Below are 19,147 nucleotides of genomic sequence, written 5' to 3'. Positions count from 1 at the left end.
ACCCTCCTCTCAGAACTTGAAGTTGATCATCTTGCGCATCACCAGGATGCCCATGGTCATCCACAGCAGGCCGCCCAGGATCATCAGGTGGCCGCGCGGGTCGGTGAACATCGGCTTCATGTAGGCTGGCGAGGTGACGCTGATCAGGATGACGACGCCGGGCGGCAGGCAGCCGATGATCGAGGCCGAGGCGATCGCCTCGGCGGAGAGCGCCTTGATCTTCTCCTTCATCAGCTTGCGCGCGCGCAGCACGGTGGAGAGGTTGCCCAACGCCTCGGCCAGGTTGCCGCCGGTCTTGGCCTGGATGCCCAGCACGATCGAGAAGAAGCGCAGCTCGTTGGTCGGCATGCGCTCGTACATCTTCTCCAGGGCCGCATCTATCGGCACGCCCATGGCGATGTTCTCGGTCAGGGTGCGGAATTCGCCGCCCAGGGGCTCGGGGCTCTCCTTGCCGATGATCTTCAGGCAGTCGTGGACCGGCAGGCCCGACTTGATGCCGCGCACGATGATGTCGATGGCGTCCGAAAAGGCCTCGGTGAACTTCTTGGTCCGCCCCTTGGCCAGGAAGCCCAGGACCCAGCGCGGCAGGCCCATACCCGCGGCGAAGCCGCCCGCCAGGGCGATCAGCGGGTTCTGGCTCAGCACGAGGACGATCAGGGCGACGACCACCGCCAGCGCGCCGCTGATGATCCAGAACATCCTGACGTTCTGGCCCAGGCCCGCGGCCAGCATGCGCGCGCTGATGCTCAGCGTGGCCTTCTTCTGCTTGCGCTCCTGCTCCTTGAGCGCCTTGAGGATGTTCTGGCGGCGGGCGTCGGGCGTGTTGGCGGCGGCTTTGGCGCGCACGGCGACCTGGCGCTCGCCGCCTCCGGCGATCATCTGGGCCCGCTTGGCGGCCTTGGCCTGGCCGCTGTCCCCGCCCGCGAAGGCGAAGCCCAGGCCCGCGATGGTGATGAACCCCAGGATGCCGGCGATCACGAACAGCATGGCCTACTCCGCCGCGTCGAGGGCTTCGGCCAGCTCGCGCTCCAGGCCGTAGTAGCGGGCGCGATCCCAGAAGCGCGGCCGGGCGATGCCGGTCGAGCGGTGCTTGCCGATCACCTTGCCGTCGGCGTCCTCGCCGGTGATCTCGTAGACGAACAGGTCCTGGGTGACGATCACGTCGCCTTCCAGGCCGACCACCTCGGTGATGTGGGTGATGCGGCGACTACCATCGCGCAAGCGCGCCGCCTGGACGATGACGTCGACCGAGCCGACGATCATCTCCTTGATGGTCTTCGAGGGCAGGCCGTAGCCGCCCATGGTGATCATGCTCTCGATACGGCTGATGGCCTCGCGCGGGCTGTTGGCGTGCAGCGTGCCCATCGAGCCGTCGTGGCCGGTGTTCATGGCCTGGAGAAGGTCGAACGCCTCCGGGCCGCGGACTTCGCCGACGATGATGCGTTCGGGACGCATCCGCAGACAGTTCTTGACCAGATCGCGCATGGTCACCGAGCCGGAGCCTTCCAGGTTCGGCGGACGGGTTTCCAGGCGCACCACGTGCGGCTGCTGCAGCTGCAGTTCGGCGGCGTCCTCGCAGGTCACGACCCGTTCCGTGGGGTCGATGAAGGCGGTCATGGTGTTGAGCAGGGTGGTCTTGCCCGAGCCGGTGCCGCCCGAGATGACGATGTTGCAGCGGCAGGCGCCGATGACGCCGAGAACCCGCGCCCCTTCCGGGCTGATGGAGGCGTACTCCACCAGGTTCTTCATCGTCAGCTTGTCCTTCTTGAACTTCCGGATGGTCAGGGTCGGACCATCCAGAGCCAAGGGCGGAGCGATGACGTTGACGCGCGAGCCGTCGGGCAGGCGGGCGTCGCAGATCGGCGAGCTTTCGTCGACGCGGCGGCCGACCTGGCTGACGATCCGCTGGCAGATGTTCATCAGCTGCATGTTGTCGCGGAAGCGGACATTGGTCAGCTGGACCTTGCCGCCCACTTCGATGAACACCCGGTGGGCGCCGTTGACCATGATGTCGGCGATGTCGTCGCGGGCCAGCAGGGGCTCCAGCGGACCATAGCCGAGGACGTCGTTGATGATGTCCTGGACCAGCGTCTCCTGTTCCGCCACGGACATCGAGACGTTCTTGATCGCCACCAGCTCGGCGACGATGTCGCGGATCTCCTCGGCGGCCTGCTTCTGATCGAGCTGGGCCAGCTGGCTCAGGTCGATGGTGTTCAGCAGGGCGTTGAAGATGACGGTCTTGGTGGCGTGGTAGTAGTCGCTCTGCTCACGGACGATGTTGGTCGTCTGGGCGGCGGCGATCCCCTGCGCGGCGCGCAGCTGGTCCAGGCCCGCCGTCGCCTTCGGGGCGGGACCGTTGACCTTTGGCGCCGGCGCGGTCGGCGCGGCGGCCGGCTCGATCCGCTGGGGACGCGTGGCGATGGCCGCGCCGCCCGCCGGGGCGGGGGGCGGCGCCTTCTGTTCGGCGGGGGCTGACGGGTCGCGCTTGCCGAACATCTACTTCTTCTTGAACAGGCCGGAGAGCACGGAGGACTTCTGCGAGGGCGGCGGCTCGCGGCGGCTGATCAGGCGCGCCAGGTGCTCCAGGCCCTCGGCGGCCTTCGACTTGGGCGCCACCTCGGCCAGCATCTGGCCGTTGTTGGCCGCCTGGCCGTAGGGCTTGGGATCGAACGGCAGCACCAGCGAGGGCTGGATGCCCAGGGCCTCGCCGAAATCCTTCACCGGGATCTCGGGACGGCCGGGCACGCCGACCTGATTCAGAACCAGGCGCGGCGGCACGTCGTTGGGCCGCGAGGCCTTGACCAGGTCTATGATGTTCTTGGCGTTGCGCAGGGACGCCAGGTCCGGCATGGCCACCACCACCAGGTCGTCGGACCCGACCAGCACCCGGCGGGTCGCGGCGTTCCAGACGTGCGGGATGTCCAGCACCACGAACGGCGCGGCGCCGCGGATCTTCTGGGTCGCTTCCTCGTAGGCGTCGGCGCCGATGTCGTAGTCGTCGTCCAGCGTCGCCGGGGCGGCGAACAGCGACAGGCGGTCGCCGCAGCGGACCATCATGCGGTCCATCAGCACCGGGTCCAGGCGGTCGGGCTGGGTCAGGGCGTCCAGGACGCCTTGCAGCGGATCCTGGTTGAAGTCGAGGCCGGCGGTGCCGAAGGCCAGGTCGAGATCGACCAGCACCGTGGCGGTCTGCATCTTCTCGGCCATCGCCCAGGCGAAGTTGTGCGCCAGCGTCGAGGCCCCCACCCCGCCCTTGGCGCCGACGAAGGCGATCTGGCGGCCGACGAACGGCGCGGACGGATCGGCGTAGAGGCCGCCGACGGCGCGGATCACCTGCAGGGGCGAGAGCGGCTGGGTCAGGTACTCGCTGACCCCGCGGCGCATCAGCTCGCGATAGAGGGCGATGTCGTTGGTCTGGCCCAGCACGACCACCTTGGTGCCCGGGTCGCAGACCTGGGCCAGGCTGTCCAGCAGATGCAGCAGGCGCTGGGCGCCGTCGGTCGTCTCGACCATGACCAGCGAGGGCGTCGGCTGGTTCTGGTAGTAGTCGACGGCCGCCTCCAGCCCGCCGTCGCGAACGATGGTCGAGGCCCGGGCCATGCGGCGGTCCGCGGCGGCGTGCTCGACCAGGGCCGCCGTTTCCGGACGGGCGCAGAAGGCGTGGATGGTGATGCGCGGGATCGCCGCGTCGCCCAGGCCGCCGTCCGAGATCGGCTCATGATAGACCGGCGCGGCCGGGGCGGCGGCCTCGGCGATGTCGAGGTCGTCGTCATGGACGGCCGCCGGCCGCGACGCGCGCGGTTCCGGCGGCGGCTGAGGCGGCGGGGCGGCGCGCTGCGCCTGAGGCTGGGACTGGGGCTGGGGCGCGGGACGCGGCGCCTGGGGTCCTTCGGGACGGGCGGGCGGGAAGTCGGCGAACGGGTCGTCGAAGCCGCCCACGGTCGGGTTCAGCGACGGCGGCGCGGACGCGCGCCAGGGATCGTTCGCGCCGGTCGTGAATTCGTCGGCGGCGTCAAAGCCCAGGTCGAAGGGATCGCTATCGGACGGCCGCATTACTGGATCGCCTTCGAGATCGAGCCGCTGGCCTGGTCGTCCTTCTTGGAGCTGGTCGTCTCACCCTTGCGGTAGAGGCCCAGCACCGTGTCGCGACGGCCGGTGTCGGCCGGCGTCATGTCGCGCGGGCGGACCAGATCCTCGGGATTGGCGACCTGGGCGGCCAGATTGGCGGCCATGGCGCAGCCGAAGTTGTCATAGGCTTCGTTGTTGCGGGTGGCGGCCAGGTTTTCCCAGCGCTGCCCGCATTTCAGCTTCTCGGCCTCGTAGCGCAGGAAGCCGACGCGGATGGTCTCGTCATCGGGACCGGTCGGGTTGAAGCCGACGACCCGCACGCGCGAGCCCGGCGCGCCCAGGCTGACCAGACGGTCGCGGATCTGGGTGGCCATGGCGCCGGCGCTGTTGGGCGAGGTGACGACCAGTTCGCGCCCCTCGGCCTGCAGCCAGCGGTCCATCAGGGCCTCCAGCGCGGCCGACTGGTTGGCCGACAGGCCCTTGGCGTGCGGCGCCAGCACGATCTCGTCCGGCGCGGAGGTGACCTTGATGCGGTCCGTCCACTGCTGGGTGTCGGTGGCGGCGGTCTTCGACGGCCCCTCGCCGGGCGGCGTCGAGGCGCAGGCGACCAGGCCGGACAAGGCCAGGGCCGTCAGGACGGTCTTGACGAAAGGCTTGTGCGTCATGGGTGCGTCCTACTCGATCACATAGCCGACGGGGCCCTGGTACGCGCGCCCCTCGTTGGCGCCGGCCGGGGCCTTAACCACCTTGTTCAGACGGCCCAGCAGGACCGTGCTCATGTCGTTGGCGAAGACCAGACCGTCGGCCGGCGTCTGCAGGTTCTGCGGACGGGTCGGGTCGACGATGTACGGGGTGACGATGATCACCAGCTCGGTCTGGCCGTTCAGGAAGTCTCGCGACCGGAACAGCGTGCCCAGGATCGGCATCGAGGTCATGCCGGGGATGGAGTCGATCGTCTGCTTGGTCGTCTGCTGCAGCAGGCCGGCGATCATCAGCGAGCCGCCCGACGGGATCTCGACGGTCGTCTCGGCGCGGCGCACCGACAGGCCCGGCACCGTCAGGGCCGTCGAGGCCGAGCCTGAGGACACCGTGAAGGCGCCCAGGCTGGAGAGTTCCGAGACCTCGGTCGAGATCTTCAGCGAGATGCGGCCGCCCGACAGCACCACGGGCGTATAGCCCAGGCCCACGCCGTAGGGCTTGAACTCGATCGAGATCTTGCCGGTCTGGTCGCTGCCGGTCGGAACCGGGAACTCGCCGCCGACCAGGAAATGGCCGGCCTCGCCGGACACCGCGGTCAGGTTCGGCTCGGCCAGGGTGCGAACCAGGCCCACGCGCTCGAACGCCTGGACCATGCTCTTGGCCTGGTTGAGGCCCGTGCTGCCGGCCACGGTCCGGATCGTCGACAGCGGATCCTTGGGATCCACGAAGTCGTAGGCCTTCAGTGTCTCGGACGTCGTGCAGACCCCGTTCGCACAGCTCGTCAGCGGCACCTTCACGTCGCGCGAGATCACCGGCGCCTTGGTGGTGTCGCGGCTGTAGCCGCCGGTCACGCCGCCCAGCAGGGCGCCGTTGACGCCGTAGGTCGGCGACAGGCCGAACGAGAATTGGTCCTGGCCCAGCTGGCCCATGATGGCGTTGAGGTCGAAGCCCAGCTGCTTGATGACGTTGCGCTGCACCTCGATGATGCGAACCTGCAGCATCACCTGGTCCTTGCCAGCGATGGTCAGCATGTTCAGCACGTTCTCCGGCTTGCCGGCGAACTGGGCGGCGATGCGCGACACCGCTTCGGATTCCGAGGCGTTGCGCACCATGCCGGTCAGGATGACGCTGTCGCGCATCGCCTGCACCTGGATCTTGGCGTCGGGCAGCACCCGCGCCAGGGTCGCCGCCAGAAGGTCGACGGGTTGGGTCACGCGGATGTTCAGCGACACGATCCGGCGGCCGTAGGCGTCGTAGAACGCGGCGTCGGTCGAACCCTCCGCCAGGCCCACCACGTGGATGTGGCGCTTGTCGCGCAGCACCGCGTCGGCGACGAGCGGGTTGGTGACCAGCAGGTCGCGGACGTCCGCGGGCAGCTCGATGATCGCCGACTTGCCCTTGACCAGCTCGACCGTGGCGGCGCTCTGGTCGGCCGTCAGGGTGATGCGGGTCGCCTGGTCGCCGAGCGGCGGCGGGGCCAGCGGCATGGCCGGCGGCGGCAGGGGCGCCGGGCGCGAGACGCGGGCGGCGGGACGATAGACGTGCGAGCCGCCAATCGGGCCGTCGGCGAAGACCGGCGTGGTCGAGGACAGGCCCAGCAGGACGGCCAGATGGGCCGTCAGGATACGGCGCTTCAGGGACATTTGAGCTTTCGCGAAGGCGTCCAGGGGGCGGCTCACGGGCGCACCGAGACGTTGGAGGTCTGGCCGCCCCGATTGATGCGGATGGTGGAGTCCGAAGCGGCCGTTTTCCCGACGATGCCCGAGGGGCCGCCGAGATCAGTATAGGCGCGCAGGGCCAGGGTCACCGGACCGCCGGCCTTGGCGCGGGTCAGGGCCTCGGCCTCGGCCGGGCCAACTTCGAGGGTGGCGGTGGCCGCGACGATCGACTTGGCGTCCTTGTCGGCGGACGTGGACTGGTCCAGGGCCAGGACGCGGATGTTCTGCAGGACGGTCTCGGCCTGGACGACCCGGCCGTTGGCCGAGCCGCTGTCGCCGGTGGCGTTGACCTGGGCCTCGTGCGTCACCAGCACGTCGACGCGGTCGCCGGGCAGCACGAAGCCGCCGGCCGCGGTCTCGGACGTCACGGGCACGGCCATGGCGCGCTTGCCGGGGGTCAGGACGACGGACAGGTAGCCGCCCTCGCCGCCGCGCACGATCTTGCGGTTGGTGACCGGTTCGCCGGTCAGGATCGGGTCGCGGACGATCGCGCCCTCGACGATCTTGGCCGGATCGCCGCCAATCATCTGGTCGGCGGCGCCGCTGACGGCGGCCTTGGCGGCCTCGACCTTGCCGTCGGGCGCGGCCGGGGTCGCGCCATTGGTGATGAAGGCGCCGCTGATGGCGTCGGACGGCCAGGCCTGCCAGGCGACGTCGGCGGCCACCAGGCGCGTGCCGATCGGCAGGTCGCGCTTGGCCACCAGGACCTGGGTCATCGGCTTGCCCGGCGCGGCGGGCGCGGCCACGACGGCGGGAGCGACCGGCTTGCCGCCCAGCGCGCGCTGCAGGACCACGGCCAGGCCGATGGCCGAGACGGCGGCGATCAGGACGATCAGGAGGCGAACGGGACTCATGGCGCGGGCTGTAACTCAAGGGGGAACCGAACGGCCGCCGTCCGGCGGGCGCGCGCGATTCGTCAGTCAGCCTTTCTGGCCACGCTCCATGCTCGCCCGCGCATGGTTAACGGCTGCTAAAAGTTTTCATCGTTCAGGCGGCGGGGCGCGCGGCAGGGTGTCGCGGGATGAGTCAGCGCGCGGCCGGGCTCAACTCAGGAGAGTCTCAGCCCAGGGCCGCGACGGCCAGGGCGCCGTGCGGGAAGGCCCACAGGGCGCCGGCGGCGATGGCGACGCCGTACGGCAGATCGCCGTCCTTGGCCGCCAGCTTGCGCAGCCAGGCCGGCCCGCCGGCCACGGCCGGAACCAGATAACCCGAGCGCAGGGTCAGGATAGCGAAGGTCAGGACGCCGCCCGCCAGGCCAGTATAGACCAGGAACAGGAAGGCGCCGGGCCAGCCCATCCACAGGGCGCAGACGGCGAACAGCTTGCCGTCGCCGCCGCCGATCCAGCCGGCGGCGAACATACCCATTCCGAGGACGAGGCCGCCGAGGCCCACGGCCAGGCACAGACCGATCTGGGCCAGGGGCGCGCCGCTGACCAGGGCGGCCGGAACGAAGGCGGCGATCAGGGCCAGCGAAATCCAGTTGGGGATCGTGTAGCTGATCAGGTCCTTCAGGCCGCCAACGATGGCCAGGACCGGAAAGATCAGCAGCAGCGGGATCTGGATAGCTTGCATGCTCTCGCGCCTTGTAAAATCCCCGTCGGGGACCCCTTCCGTACCGGGCCATTCTGGGACGGACGGATGAAGCAATCGTTTCCCGCGCCTCGGCGGGAGCCTGGAACATCTGTCATCCAGGCAAAGAAAAAGGGCCGAGACTTAAGCCTCGGCCCTTTTCTTTTCGAGCGTTAGCTGGACTTAGGTGCCAGCGTTCGCGACCTTCGTCTTGATGTCGTTGAACTTCGTGTTCAGCGTGGTGCCCAGAGCGCCAACGCCCGTGATGATGACGACGGCGATGAGGGCAGCGATCAGGCCGTATTCGATGGCCGTGGCGCCCGATTCATCCTTCAGAAAGCGCGTGACGAACTTGGTCATGTCTAGATCTCCTAAAGTCAGAGCTGGTTGATTTGAGGCTTCAAGCCGGCTCGACTTGCTAACCCCCGAAAACACGATCAATTTCGCCGAGCTCACTTAATGCTGAGTAAACATCAGTTGGTTTCTCATATTTTTCTTTTGGTTTATTTGTATTTAACGTTATCTATTCTTAACCATGGCCACAGCGAAAGCGATCAACCCCTTTTGAATCAAGGACTTTCTCAAGCGACGCTTGGACGCACGCAAACGGGCCTTAGTCTTTTGTTGACCAAACCAAAGGATGCTGAGGCACGTTCGGATCCGAGATCGGAAACCTCATGCGCCGCCTTTCGCTCGCCATCGCCGCCGTCCTGACCCTCTCGGGGGCCGGCGCCAACGCTCAGAACACGGGCGTCCTGCCGGCGAAGGCGACCTCGGCCGACCTGTCGCTGGCCGCGGGCGAAGCCTCCTATATGAGCGTGGGGGGCACGGTGCGGGACGTGGTGGTGGCCGATCCCACCATCGCCGACGTCAGCATCGTCAACGAGCGCACCCTGGTCGTGATGGGCAAGCGTCCGGGTGTCACCACCCTGATGGCCTTCGGAGCCGGCGGCCGCACCCTGACCAACCGCCAGGTCGTGGTCTCCGAGGTCGGCGACGGGGGCGTCACCATCTATCGCGGCGCGACGGCCAACAGCTATGCCTGCGGGGCCGCCCGCTGCATGCGCGTCGGCGCGGCCGGCGCGGCCCCCGGCCCGGCCTCGGGCACGCCGTAGGCGCCCTCGCCCACGCGAGCGCGCGCTCTAACCAGTGGTTAGGATCGTCCGGCTAGACTAGCGGACGATCATTTCAGGGTCCGCGCCGCCGCATGGCCTACAATCACATCTTCGCTCGCGCCCGACGCCGGCTGGCCCGCTTCGCCGGTCGCTTCGCGCGCGCCGAGCGGGGCGCCACGGCGGTCGAGTTCGCCCTGGTCTTCATGCCCTTCCTGATGCTCGTCTTCGCGCTGATCGAGTTGGCCCTGGTCTACATGGTCTCGCTGCTGCTCGAGAACGCGGTCATCGACGTGGGCCGCACCATCCGCACCGGCGAGGTGCAGACCAGCGGCGGCACCGCCGCCACCTTCAAGACCGCCGTCTGCAACAAGATCGGACCGATCGGCGCGATGAGCTGCGACAGCGCCCTGCAGCTCGACGTGCAGACCTATGACGACTACTCGGCCAGCGCCAGCTCGGCCTCGGCGGCCAACGCGGTGCCAACCAACATGCAGTGGAACCCCGGCACGGCCGGCTCGATCGTCCTGGTCCGCGCCTACTACACCTGGCCGCTGATCTCACCGCTGATGCAGACCGGTTTCCAGAACTCCAACGGCCGGTGGATCGTCTACGCCGCCACCGCCTTCACCAACGAGCCGTTCGACCAATGACCCGCCGCGCGTCGCCCCGGCTGAAGCAGGCCTCTCTGAAGACCTTCTGGCGCGATGCCCGCGGCGTCTCGGCCATCGAGTTCGCCCTGATCGCCCCGGTGCTGATCCTGATGTATTTCGGCTTCGCCGAGACGACCCAGGCCATGATGGCCCAGCGCCGCCTGTCGAACATCACCGCGCAGATCGGCGACCTTGTCGCCCAGAGCCCCCAGACCGGCCCGAGCAAGATGACCGACATCTTCAACATCGGGAATCTGATCATGGCGCCCTATCCGACCGCGGGCCTGAAGATGTGCGTCTACAGCGTCGTCTCCGACGCCGCGGGCAAGAACACCGTCGCCTGGGTGCAGCCCAACCCCGCCGGCGTGGGCATGGCCGGCTGCCCGGCCCAGGGCGCGACCGTCGCCGACATCTCGACCGGCGTGCTGGCGGCCAATCAGAGCATCATCGTCTCGCGGGCCACCTACGACTACAGCTCGCCGACCAAGCTGGTCATGCCCACCACCATGACCTTCAAGCGCAACTACTATCTGCGCCCGCGCCGCTCCGACACGGTGACCTGGGTCAGCACGCTGTAGCAAGGCGCTCGACCAGCCGGTGCGGGGCGTAGGTCCGCTCGCCCAAGGGGGTGACGAGCCGCGAGAGCGGGCGCAAGCCGATCAGGCTGTTGGTCAGGAAAACCGCCTCGGCCCGTTCCAGCGCCTCGACCCCGACGGCGACCGCCTCGACCGCTTCGGCCGCCATCAGCCGCGCCCGGGTGATCCCGGCCAGCACGCCGCAGTCCAGGCGCGGGGTGAACAGACGCCCGCCCTCGATCCAGAACAGATTGGCCGCCCCGGCGCAGGCGATCTCGCCGCGATTGTTCAGCATCACCGCCTCGTCGGCGCCGGCGGCCCTGGCCTCGGCCCGGGCCAGGACGTTGTCGAGATAGCTCAGGGTCTTCAGGCGCGAGGCGGGCGAGCCCTCGTTACGGCGCGCGGCCGCGACGATCGCGGTCGCCGGCGCGGTGACGGGCGCGGACGGCGCGGCGGTGGCGAACAGGCGCGGCAGCGGCGCGGCCGGACGGTCCAGCCCCCGGCCGCCGGAACCGGCGGTCAGGGTCAGGCGCACGGCGAACCGGCCAGCGGCCGGCGCCGCCTCGCGAACCAGCCGCTCGGCCTCATCGCGGTCGAACGGCAGGCCCAGCACCGCGCAGCCGGCGGCCATGCGGTCGAGATGGGCGGCCAGACGCGGCAGCGCGCCGTCGGCCGCCAGCATCGTCTCGAACAGGCCGTCGCCGAGCAGCAAGCCCCTGTCCTCAAGAGGAATAATCATTCCGTCAGGGCCCTCTTCAGCGCGGCGATCTTGGCCTCGGTCTCCAGGCGCTCGCCGCGCGGATCGCTGTCGGCGACGACGCCCGCCCCGGCGCGGGCCTCCAGGGTCCAACCCTGGCCGTCCTCGACCAGGCCGACCGTGCGGATCAGCACGCTCGAGTCGAACGCCCCGTCGAAGCCGGCCCAGAACAGGCTCCCGCAATAGGGTCCGCGCGGCGGTTCCAGCCCGGCGATCACCTTCATCGCCTGGACCTTGGGCGCCCCGGTGATCGAGCCCGGCGGGAAGCTGGCCCGCAGCAGGTCGGCGACCGTCCGGCCGCCGGCCAGCTGGCCGGTCACCGTCGAAACCAGATGGTGGACGTTGGCGAAGCTCTCGACCTTGAACAGCTCGCGCGCCCTGACGCTGCCCGGCGGGCTGACCCGGGCCAGGTCGTTGCGCATCAGATCCACGATCATCAGGTTCTCGGCCCGGTCCTTGTCGCTGGCCAGCAGCTCGGCGGCCAGGGCCCGGTCTTCGGCGGCGTCGCGGCCGCGAGGACGCGTGCCCTTGATCGGCTGGGTCAGGATCGCCCCGTCCGCGTCGACCTTCAGAAACCGCTCCGGCGAGTTGGAGACCACGGCCCGGCCCGGCAGGCGCAGATAGGCCGAGAACGGCGCCGGGCTCTGGCTCCGCAGCCGCGTGAACAGGTCGAACGGATCGGCGCCGGCCGCCAGCCGTCCAGTCCAGGCGCGGGCGATATTGGCCTGGAAGATCTCTCCGGAGAGGATGCGCCCGACCACGTCGGCCACGGCGACCTCGTAGGCCTCGCCGTCGGAAGCGGTCAGATCCAGGCACAGCGCGCCCTCGAACGGCGCGCGATCGGCCGACGCGTCCAGCCAGGCCAGAGCCTCACGAGCGCGGGTTCCCGCCTCGGCGTCCGTCTCGCCTCGCCCCACGGCCACGACCTGCCGGGCGTGGTGGTCGAAGGCCAGCAGGGCCGGATAGCGGGCGCAGGTCAGGTCCGGCCAGGCGGCGCGGGCCAGACCCAGATCCTCGACGCGGTCGCCCAGTTCGTAGGCCGCCAGGCCCAGAACCCCGCCCTGGAACGGCGGACCGTCAGGGTCGCTCGGCTGGCGGGGGCCGGTCAGCTCGGCGAGCCTGACGAACGGATCGGCGGAATCGGCGGCGGCGAGGCTGAAGGTCGCGTCGGGCTGGCGCAGCAGATACGACCACCGCCCCGCGCCGCCGGTGACCAGGGCGCAGGCGTACGGCTCGTCCCGGAACGGGGCCAGCGCCCACGTCGGCTCGCGCCAGGGGGCGGTAAGGAGAGCGACGCGACGCATGGGCGGGGATGTAGCAGGCGGAGCAGTCCCCCTCCACCGCCGTTCGGCGGTCCCCCTCCCCCAAGAGGGGGAGGAGAGATTTCTCCGCCACCCTCTTGGGGGCGGACAGACCTGCGCTAGCAGGTCAGGTGGGGGCTAGTGCTGAGCCTCCCGACCCCCGCCCTTCACCGTGAACAGGCCGACCAGCCCCAGGGCCAGCAGGCCGGCGATCGGGATGAAGCCGGCCACCTGGCTGGCGAACATCTTGGTCGCCAGGGCCACCAGCAGCGAGCCCAGCCACATGGTGGCGGTGCCCGACAGCGAGAACAGGCCGAAGAAGGCGGCCATGCGGTCCGGCGGGGCCAGGCGCACCAGCAGGGTGCGGCTCGAGGCGTACTGGGCGGTGACGAAGACGGCGATCAGCAGACCCAGGCCCAGATAGATCAGCTCCGGCAGGGTGCGGAACAGCGGACCGTTCCAGACGGCCGGATGGGTCGCCGCGTCCCAGGTCCACAGGTACAGGATCTTCTCGCGGCCCATGCCCAGCGTGCCCAGCAGCACCAGGATGCAGATGCCGACCTCGACCTGGATCGCCCGCCGTGGACCCAGGGTCTTGTCCAGCCATGGCGCGATCAGGCCGCCCAGCACGCCGAAGATCGACAGCGAAATGCCGTAGGCCAGCATCTCCAGCTCGCCCCACTTCATCAGTCCGGCCGCGAACAGGCCGCCGAAGATCAGCAGGGCGGTCATGCCGTCGCAATAGAGCATCCGCGCGCCCAGGAACTTGGCGATGTCGGCGTGGCCCTTGAGGTTGGCGAAGGTGTCGAGGATCAGCTTGACGCCCTCCTTGATCGCCGCGCCCAGCGAGGCGCCGGCGCGCGGGGCGTCGCGGGTCCACAGGAAGAACGGGATCGCGCCCAGCAGCATGACCGCCGCCGACAGCGGGCCGACGATGCGGCTGGGCTCGTGCTCGACCTGGCTGAGGCCGAACAGCGGCGCGCTGGGCACGAACGACCAGGGCACGACACCAGGCAGCACGAAGGCCCACATCACGAAGATCAGCAGACTGACCGACAGGCCGTTGGCCAGGGCGTAGCCCAGCCCCGACAGCACCGGCTCCTGGCCCTTCTCGGACGCGCGGGCCAGCAGCGAATTGTTGAGCACGTCGCCGCAGTTGTAGGCCACGCCCAGGATGATCAGGGCCACGCCCACCAGATCGACCGGCAGACCGCCGGGCTTGGCCCACCACAGGGCGAACAGCAGGGGCGCCATGATCGCCAGGATCAGGGCCATGAACGGCTTGCGCGGCCCGAACCGCTCGATCGAGGCGCCCAGGATCGGCGCCAGGGCGGCGGTCAGCAGGCCATAGACGGTGGAGATGTCGGCGACGGTCGCCTGGCCCCTGACCGGATCCCCGACCAGCACCCGCGAGAAATAGGGCGAGAAGACATAGATGGTGACGAGGATCACATAGGGGTCGCGCGAGCCCTGGTGCAGGATCCAGCTGAGCGCGCTTCGGGAGAGCTTCTGTTTGGGGGCGGGGACCAGGACATCGTCGCCGGCGACATCGCTCATGCCCGGAGGCGTACCCGCCAACTCGCTCATACCACACCCTAGTGACGCTCGGCCCTCTGATGGAACCGTGGCATCAGGCTGGACCTTAAACGAGCGTTTGTCACCTTACGGATTGAGCTGGGAAGTAAACTCAAATCCAACCGTCATTCCCGCCACAAGGGCGGGAATGACGGAAGTTGGGGATGGGTTGGTGCGAAACCCTAAAGCAGAATATGCGCCCGCACCTTTTCCCGCGTGTCCGCATCGAGCCCCACCGCCTGCTCCAGATAGCCGTCCAGGCTGCCGTGTTCGGCCTTGATCACCTCGAACGCCGCCGCCAGATAGCGGGCCTCGACGCCCATGGCCGCGCGCATGGCGGCCTCGTCCGGGCGGCGGCCGGTGATCCCCTCGATGTGGTCCATGAACATCGTCCCGCGACGGTCGAAGCGGGTCGGGTCGTTGGTCAGCAGGTAGTCGTCGATGACGTCGTCGTCGGCCACGCCGGCGATGTGGTGGGTCAGGGCCGCCAGAACGCCGGTGCGGTCCTTGCCCGCCGCGCAGTGGATCAGGGCCGGACCCTTGCTCTGCGCCAACGCCAGGAAGAAGCGGCGGAAGAGGTCGATATGTCGTTCCTTGAACGGCAGGCGGCGATAGTACTCGTCCATGTAGTCGTGGACCGCGTCGACGGTCAGGTCCGTACTGGTGATGAACTCCAGCCACGGATCCGTCCCCGTGACGCCCAGGTCGTTGTCGATCACCTGGGCGGAAAAGCCCGTCCAGCGGCGCGACGGCGAACGCTCGCGCTCATTGGGCCGGCGCAGGTCGACCAGGGTGACGATGCCCAGGGCCGCCAGGGCCTCCAGGTCGGTGTCGGTCGCCTCGGCCTGGTGGGCGGCGCGGAACAGCACGCCCCGCTTCAGGCGCCCCGCCCCCGCGGCGTAGTCGCCGAAGTCACGGAAGTTCTCGACGCCTTGCAGGGGGATGGTTCTGGTCATGGGCCGAATTAGCGCCGCCCAAACTCAAAATAAACCCCAAACCCGTTCTCCCCGGCGAAAGCCGGGGCCCAGATCGAACCCAGAGCTCTCGTGGTTTCGGCGACGACCCAAGGCGCGAACACCCCAGCCTCTCCGAATGTATCTGGGCCCCGGCTTTAGCCGGGGAGAACGGAAAATTTAAGCTACTTCCTCAGCAGCGGCTGGATGCGATCCTGCAGCGGTTGGTCGACATAGGTGTGAAACAGCCACGCGAAGCCATAGGCGATCGGGAAGCCGGCCAGCCACATCAGCCACTGCCAGCCGATGCCGATCGGCACCGTCTCGATCAGCTTGTGCACGGCGCTCCAGTAGATCACCCCGACGAAGATGTGGGTGATGAACAGGGCGAACGACAGCTTGGCGCCCTCCTCGATCCAGGCCTTCGGGTGCTTGACCGGCAGGCGCCCGGCGCCCAGCACGATCATGGCGATGGCCAAGAGCGACGGGGCGTCGAACAGCCAGGGGTCGGGAAGGGCGTAGCGGTCCAGCGGCTGGGTGACGACCAGCAGGGCGACGCCGCCCCACAGCAGGGCCTTGGCCGCCGTCTCCGACGGCCAGCGCATGTCGACGACCCGCGCCAGGCAGACGCCCAGGATGAACAGCGGCAGGGCGCGCACCACGCCGTACTGAAACTGCAGATCCGGCAGGGCGTGGTGGAAGACGTGGCGGGCGATCACCTCGAACACGCCCAGGATCGCGGCCGCGCCCAGCGGCAGGATCCAGGCGTGGCGCACCTTGCTGACCGTCTTCCAGAAGAATGGGAACAGGGCGTAGCAGACGATCAGGGCCGACAGCGACCAGCTGGGCAGGTTCCAGCCGTCGCTGGTGAAGCCCCAGGCGTGGACCAGGAAGGCCTGGGCCGGCAGCTGGTCCCAGGCGAAGCGGCTGGGCTTGTGGGCGTCGGTGCCGACGGTGTTGAGCAGCAGCACCAGCACGGCCAGCATGGCCAGCACCACGAGGTGCCCCGGCCACACCCGCGCCGCGCGGCGAGCCCAGAAGCGCGGGGTGCTGATATGCCCCTTGATCACCGAGCCGCCATAGGCCCGGCCCAGCACATAGCCGGACAGCATCAGGAAGAAGTCCGTCGCCAGGAAGCCGCGCGAGAACACCTGGCCGAAGCGCTCGATCCGCATCGGGCTCTCGGCGCCATAGTGATAGACGACGATCAGCAGCGAGGCGAGGAAGCGCAGGAAATCCAGCGCGCCGCCCCGGACAGCGGCCTTGTCGGGACGCTCCAGCACAACCGCGGCCTGCGGCGCGTCCGGAGGAATCTGGGAAAGCGGGACGATCACAGGCCCCGCCATAACAAAGCCGTCGCCCGTGTGAAAGCCGTGTCCGGAACGTCGTCTTGCGGTATGGCGTCGCGGCCACTATCTGCAACTTCTACTGTTTCTAATAGGATCGACCATGTCTCGCCTGCCCGTCCTGTTCGTCGGCCATGGCTCGCCGATGAACGCCATCGAGGACAATGCCTGGAGCCGCGACTGGCACCGGCTGGGCCAGACCCTGCCGCGTCCCAAGGCGGTGCTGATGGTCAGCGCTCACTGGGAGACGCGCGGCGCCTCGGCGGTCAGCGCTTCCAGCGCGCCCGAGACCATCCATGATTTCGGCGGCTTTCCGCAGGCGCTGTTCGACGTCCAGTACCGCGCGCCGGGCGACCCGGCCCTGGCGGCGCGGGTCGCCGAGCTGCTGTCCCCCGACGTCGTGGTGCAGCACCCGACGCGCGGCCTGGACCACGGCGCCTGGGGCGTGCTGAAGCCGATGTATCCCGCAGCGGACGTGCCGGTGGTGCAGCTCAGCATCGACCGCGGCCGCCCGGACCGCTGGCACTACGAGGCCGGCCGCCGCCTGGCCGCCCTGCGCGACGAGGGCGTGCTGATCATGGGCAGCGGCGACATCGTCCACAACCTGCGCGCGGCCGACTTCCGCCGGCCCGAGGCGCCGCCGTGGGCCGACCGGTTCAACGAGAGGGCCAAGGCGCTGATCCTGGCCGGCGACCATGATCCGCTGATCGACTGGCGGAGCCTGGGTCCGGACGCGGAGATCTCGATCAACAGCGCCGAGCACTACCTGCCGCTGCTCTATGTGCTGGGCGCCCAGACGCCCGGGGAGGCGGTGAGCTTCTTCACGGATGATGTGTTCGCGGCGATCTCGATGACGGGGGTGCGGATCGGTTAGAGCGGCGCTTTAGGTCTCTCCTCCCCCTTTGGGGGAGGTGGCGCGGCGCGAATACGCGCCGTGACGGAGGGGGACGGCTCGGGCCCAATGGCGCTGCGGCTGACCCCCTACACCGCCGTTCGGCGGTCCCTCTCCCCCAAAGAGGGGGAGGAGAGAGAGAGAGAGAGCCGGCCGGCTCACAGCGCCGCCGCCGCCTTCTCCGCCGCCGCCAGCCGCTGCTCCATGCCCTTGCCGTACATCCCCGAAATCCGCCGCAGCACCTCGGCCGGCGCGGTCTCCGGCCGGCCGGCGTCGAACGGCGGGGCCGGCGCATACTCGACCGCCAGCTGGATGCCCTGCGCCACCGCCTCGCCGGCCAGTTCGGCCACGACGGTCAGGGCGAAGTCGATGCCCGCCGTCACCCCTCCGCCGGTGATGTAGCGGCCGTCCCGCGCCACCCGCGACGGATCCGGGATGGCGCCGAACAGCGCCAGCTGGTCGCGCCAGGCCCAATGGCACGCCGCGCGCCTGCCCTTCAGCAGTCCCGCCGCGCCCAGCACCAGCGAGCCGGTGCAGACCGAGGTCACGTACCGCGCGCCATCGGCCAGCCGCCGGATTTCCGCGATGAAGTCCATGTCGCCCATGGCCTGCGTCGTCCCGAACCCGCCCGGCACGATCAGCACGTCGCAGGCCTCGATGTCCGACAGTTTCGTCAGGCGCGCGAAGACCAGGCCGTCGGCCTCGATCTCGCCGCCCTCGAGACTGGCCACGGTCACCTTGGCGCCCGGCAGGCGGCAAAGGATCTGGTGCGGACCGGTGAAGTCCAGGTGGGTCACGCCCGGGAAGATGGCGATCACGATCTGAAGGGAAGGGCTTTGGGACTGGCTCATGCGATGGTCTCCGTCATGATTGCGCGGAGACCATGGTTCAGTTAGCGTCCGTCTGAAATGACATAGTTCCCACGGTTTCAGCCAAGGCTATGGGCATGCCCCGCGCGATCGGCTTCCTCGTCTATCCCGGCTTCCAGCTGCTGGACGCCACCGGCCCCATCGCGGCCTTCGAGATCGCCGGGCGGTTCTCGCCGGGCGCCTATGCCTTGCATTTCCTGTCGCTGCGCGGCGAGCCGACGCCCAGCTCGTCGGGCGTGACGATCCACACCACCGCCCTGGCCGACGCGCCGCGCCTCGACACCCTGCTGATCTCGGGCGGTGACGGGGTGAAGGTCCCGGCGACCTGCCCCGAGACCCTGGCCTTCGTCCGCGCGGCCGGCCGCGACTGCCGCCGCGTGGCCTCGGTCTGCTCTGGCGCCTATGTCCTGGCCGAGGCGGGCCTCCTGGACGGCAAGCGCGCCACCACCCACTGGAGCCGGACGAAGGACTTCCAACGCCGCTATCCCGACGTGAAGCTGGAGCCCGACCGCATCTGGATCCAGGACGGGGCGGTGTGGAGCTCGGCCGGCATCACCGCCGGCATCGACCTGTCCCTAGCCCTGATCGGCGCCGACGAGGGCGAGGCCATCGCCCGCCGCACCGCCCAGCAGTTGGTGGTCTATCACCACCGCCCCGGCGGCCAGTCGCAATTCTCGGCGCTAATCGACCTGCGCCCCGGGCGCTTCGACGCCCTGCTGTCCTGGGCCCGCCAGAACCTGGCGCAGTCCCTGTCGGTCGAGCAGCTGGCCGACCGCGCCGCCATGAGCCCGCGCAACTTCGCCCGCCTGTTCGCCCAGGAGACTGGCGTCACCCCCGCCAAGGCCGTCGAGCGCCTGCGGGTCGAGGCCGCCCGCGCCCTGCTGGACAGCCAGCCGCTGCAGGTCGAGGACGTGGCCCTGGAGACCGGGTTCGGCGACAGCGAGCGGATGCGCCGGGCCTTCATCCGCGCCTTCGGCCAGCCGCCCCAGGCGCTGCGGCGATCGGCCAAGAGCGTCTGAGCGCCAAGGTCCGCTCACCCTTGGCCCGAACGCCGGATCGG

At 69.4% G+C, this 19,147-nt stretch carries 19 protein-coding genes; 5 read left to right on the top strand and 14 right to left on the bottom strand.

Translation table 11 applies throughout. The features are described 5' to 3' along the window. Nucleotides 1-9: 9 nt before the first annotated feature. The 8 genes from AC07R7_RS08005 to AC07R7_RS07970 all read right to left on the bottom strand — a co-directional run bounded on the left by AC07R7_RS08005 (nucleotide 10) and on the right by AC07R7_RS07970 (nucleotide 8,414). A complete protein-coding gene (locus AC07R7_RS08005) occupies nucleotides 10-987 on the bottom strand; it encodes a type II secretion system F family protein (RefSeq protein ID WP_492886015.1) in 978 nt (325 codons plus the stop codon). 3 nt (nucleotides 988-990) lie between these two features. Beyond that, a complete protein-coding gene (locus AC07R7_RS08000; RefSeq protein ID WP_492886017.1) occupies nucleotides 991-2,496 on the bottom strand; it encodes a TadA family conjugal transfer-associated ATPase in 1,506 nt (501 codons plus the stop codon). After that, a complete protein-coding gene (locus tag AC07R7_RS07995; RefSeq protein WP_494634756.1) occupies nucleotides 2,497-4,053 on the bottom strand; it encodes a CpaE/TadZ family protein in 1,557 nt (518 codons plus the stop codon). Then, nucleotides 4,053-4,733, bottom strand: coding sequence for a CpaD family pilus assembly lipoprotein (locus AC07R7_RS07990; protein WP_494634755.1), 681 nt, complete (start codon nucleotides 4,731-4,733; stop codon nucleotides 4,053-4,055). The genes AC07R7_RS07995 and AC07R7_RS07990 overlap by 1 nt, the downstream gene beginning before the upstream one ends. A gap of 9 nt (nucleotides 4,734-4,742) precedes the next feature. After that, nucleotides 4,743-6,410 carry a type II and III secretion system protein family protein gene (locus AC07R7_RS07985; protein ID WP_494634754.1) on the bottom strand — a complete coding sequence of 556 codons (1,668 nt, stop codon included), beginning with the start codon at nucleotides 6,408-6,410 and terminating at the stop codon, nucleotides 4,743-4,745. 32 nt (nucleotides 6,411-6,442) lie between these two features. Next, entirely contained in the window at nucleotides 6,443-7,339 is an 897-nt protein-coding gene (cpaB, locus tag AC07R7_RS07980; protein WP_492886024.1) for a Flp pilus assembly protein CpaB, read from the bottom strand. A 205-nt stretch (nucleotides 7,340-7,544) separates the two neighbouring features. Beyond that, a complete protein-coding gene (locus AC07R7_RS07975; protein ID WP_494634753.1) occupies nucleotides 7,545-8,057 on the bottom strand; it encodes an A24 family peptidase in 513 nt (170 codons plus the stop codon). 180 nt (nucleotides 8,058-8,237) lie between these two features. After that, nucleotides 8,238-8,414 carry a Flp family type IVb pilin gene (locus AC07R7_RS07970; RefSeq protein ID WP_494634752.1) on the bottom strand — a complete coding sequence of 59 codons (177 nt, stop codon included), beginning with the start codon at nucleotides 8,412-8,414 and terminating at the stop codon, nucleotides 8,238-8,240. 317 nt (nucleotides 8,415-8,731) lie between these two features. Between AC07R7_RS07970 and AC07R7_RS07965 the strand changes: the two genes are divergently transcribed. The 3 genes from AC07R7_RS07965 to AC07R7_RS07955 all read left to right on the top strand — a co-directional run bounded on the left by AC07R7_RS07965 (nucleotide 8,732) and on the right by AC07R7_RS07955 (nucleotide 10,397). Next, nucleotides 8,732-9,169 (top strand): pilus assembly protein N-terminal domain-containing protein, encoded by a 438-nt coding sequence (locus AC07R7_RS07965; protein ID WP_494634751.1) that lies wholly within the window; start codon nucleotides 8,732-8,734, stop codon nucleotides 9,167-9,169. Nucleotides 9,170-9,261: 92 nt separating this feature from the next. After that, nucleotides 9,262-9,819: a TadE/TadG family type IV pilus assembly protein gene (locus AC07R7_RS07960; RefSeq protein ID WP_494634750.1), complete on the top strand. Its 558-nt coding sequence runs from the start codon at nucleotides 9,262-9,264 to the stop codon at nucleotides 9,817-9,819. Beyond that, complete coding sequence (locus tag AC07R7_RS07955; RefSeq protein ID WP_492886031.1) at nucleotides 9,816-10,397, top strand: TadE/TadG family type IV pilus assembly protein; 582 nt, start codon at nucleotides 9,816-9,818, stop codon at nucleotides 10,395-10,397. The genes AC07R7_RS07960 and AC07R7_RS07955 overlap by 4 nt, the downstream gene beginning before the upstream one ends. On the opposite strand, the gene AC07R7_RS07950 is transcribed toward AC07R7_RS07955, so the two are convergent. From AC07R7_RS07950 to AC07R7_RS07930, 5 genes are all read right to left on the bottom strand, one after another. Then, nucleotides 10,384-11,133: an aminotransferase class IV gene (locus AC07R7_RS07950; RefSeq protein ID WP_494634749.1), complete on the bottom strand. Its 750-nt coding sequence runs from the start codon at nucleotides 11,131-11,133 to the stop codon at nucleotides 10,384-10,386. The genes AC07R7_RS07955 and AC07R7_RS07950 overlap by 14 nt on opposite strands. Continuing rightward, the gene (gene pabB / locus AC07R7_RS07945) at nucleotides 11,130-12,455 is read right to left on the bottom strand and encodes an aminodeoxychorismate synthase, component I (RefSeq protein WP_494634748.1); all 1,326 of its coding nucleotides are present in this window, start codon (nucleotides 12,453-12,455) and stop codon (nucleotides 11,130-11,132) included. The genes AC07R7_RS07950 and pabB overlap by 4 nt, the downstream gene beginning before the upstream one ends. A gap of 135 nt (nucleotides 12,456-12,590) precedes the next feature. After that, nucleotides 12,591-14,039 (bottom strand): MFS transporter, encoded by a 1,449-nt coding sequence (locus tag AC07R7_RS07940; protein ID WP_494634747.1) that lies wholly within the window; start codon nucleotides 14,037-14,039, stop codon nucleotides 12,591-12,593. A 170-nt stretch (nucleotides 14,040-14,209) separates the two neighbouring features. Next, nucleotides 14,210-14,983, bottom strand: a complete 774-nt coding sequence (locus tag AC07R7_RS07935; protein WP_492886038.1) for a tyrosine-protein phosphatase — start codon at nucleotides 14,981-14,983, stop codon at nucleotides 14,210-14,212. Between the two features lie 182 nt (nucleotides 14,984-15,165). Next, nucleotides 15,166-16,326, bottom strand: a complete 1,161-nt coding sequence (locus tag AC07R7_RS07930) for an acyltransferase family protein (protein WP_494634746.1) — start codon at nucleotides 16,324-16,326, stop codon at nucleotides 15,166-15,168. A 103-nt stretch (nucleotides 16,327-16,429) separates the two neighbouring features. On the opposite strand from AC07R7_RS07930, the gene ygiD reads away from it, so the two are divergent. Then, nucleotides 16,430-17,200, top strand: a complete 771-nt coding sequence (ygiD, locus tag AC07R7_RS07925; protein ID WP_494634745.1) for a 4,5-DOPA-extradiol-dioxygenase — start codon at nucleotides 16,430-16,432, stop codon at nucleotides 17,198-17,200. A 176-nt stretch (nucleotides 17,201-17,376) separates the two neighbouring features. On the opposite strand, the gene AC07R7_RS07920 is transcribed toward ygiD, so the two are convergent. Next, nucleotides 17,377-18,069, bottom strand: a complete 693-nt coding sequence (locus AC07R7_RS07920) for a DJ-1/PfpI family protein (RefSeq protein WP_492886043.1) — start codon at nucleotides 18,067-18,069, stop codon at nucleotides 17,377-17,379. 95 nt (nucleotides 18,070-18,164) lie between these two features. On the opposite strand from AC07R7_RS07920, the gene AC07R7_RS07915 reads away from it, so the two are divergent. After that, the gene (locus tag AC07R7_RS07915; protein ID WP_492886045.1) at nucleotides 18,165-19,106 is read left to right on the top strand and encodes a GlxA family transcriptional regulator; all 942 of its coding nucleotides are present in this window, start codon (nucleotides 18,165-18,167) and stop codon (nucleotides 19,104-19,106) included. Nucleotides 19,107-19,147 lie beyond the last annotated feature (41 nt).

Source organism: Caulobacter sp. GW821-FHT05F04, assembly GCF_059419665.1.
This window is presented reverse-complemented; position numbering and strand designations above follow the sequence as displayed.

Bases quoted from the DNA above. Each gene is read 5' to 3' on its own strand.
- AC07R7_RS07965 (WP_494634751.1), top strand. From the start codon at position 8,732: ATGCGCCGCCTTTCGCTCGCCATCGCCGCCGTCCTGACCCTCTCGGGG.
- AC07R7_RS07935 (WP_492886038.1), bottom strand. From the start codon at position 14,983: ATGACCAGAACCATCCCCCTGCAAGGCGTCGAGAACTTCCGTGACTTC.
- AC07R7_RS07940 (WP_494634747.1), bottom strand. From the start codon at position 14,039: ATGAGCGAGTTGGCGGGTACGCCTCCGGGCATGAGCGATGTCGCCGGC.
- cpaB (WP_492886024.1), bottom strand. From the start codon at position 7,339: ATGAGTCCCGTTCGCCTCCTGATCGTCCTGATCGCCGCCGTCTCGGCC.
- AC07R7_RS07920 (WP_492886043.1), bottom strand. From the start codon at position 18,069: ATGAGCCAGTCCCAAAGCCCTTCCCTTCAGATCGTGATCGCCATCTTC.
- AC07R7_RS07975 (WP_494634753.1), bottom strand. From the start codon at position 8,057: ATGCAAGCTATCCAGATCCCGCTGCTGCTGATCTTTCCGGTCCTGGCC.
- AC07R7_RS07915 (WP_492886045.1), top strand. From the start codon at position 18,165: ATGCCCCGCGCGATCGGCTTCCTCGTCTATCCCGGCTTCCAGCTGCTG.
- AC07R7_RS07955 (WP_492886031.1), top strand. From the start codon at position 9,816: ATGACCCGCCGCGCGTCGCCCCGGCTGAAGCAGGCCTCTCTGAAGACC.
- AC07R7_RS07995 (WP_494634756.1), bottom strand. From the start codon at position 4,053: ATGCGGCCGTCCGATAGCGATCCCTTCGACCTGGGCTTTGACGCCGCC.
- AC07R7_RS07990 (WP_494634755.1), bottom strand. From the start codon at position 4,733: ATGACGCACAAGCCTTTCGTCAAGACCGTCCTGACGGCCCTGGCCTTG.
- AC07R7_RS07960 (WP_494634750.1), top strand. From the start codon at position 9,262: ATGGCCTACAATCACATCTTCGCTCGCGCCCGACGCCGGCTGGCCCGC.
- AC07R7_RS08005 (WP_492886015.1), bottom strand. From the start codon at position 987: ATGCTGTTCGTGATCGCCGGCATCCTGGGGTTCATCACCATCGCGGGC.
- pabB (WP_494634748.1), bottom strand. From the start codon at position 12,455: ATGCGTCGCGTCGCTCTCCTTACCGCCCCCTGGCGCGAGCCGACGTGG.
- AC07R7_RS07985 (WP_494634754.1), bottom strand. From the start codon at position 6,410: ATGTCCCTGAAGCGCCGTATCCTGACGGCCCATCTGGCCGTCCTGCTG.
- AC07R7_RS07930 (WP_494634746.1), bottom strand. From the start codon at position 16,326: ATGGCGGGGCCTGTGATCGTCCCGCTTTCCCAGATTCCTCCGGACGCG.
- AC07R7_RS07970 (WP_494634752.1), bottom strand. From the start codon at position 8,414: ATGACCAAGTTCGTCACGCGCTTTCTGAAGGATGAATCGGGCGCCACG.
- AC07R7_RS08000 (WP_492886017.1), bottom strand. From the start codon at position 2,496: ATGTTCGGCAAGCGCGACCCGTCAGCCCCCGCCGAACAGAAGGCGCCG.
- AC07R7_RS07950 (WP_494634749.1), bottom strand. From the start codon at position 11,133: ATGATTATTCCTCTTGAGGACAGGGGCTTGCTGCTCGGCGACGGCCTG.
- ygiD (WP_494634745.1), top strand. From the start codon at position 16,430: ATGTCTCGCCTGCCCGTCCTGTTCGTCGGCCATGGCTCGCCGATGAAC.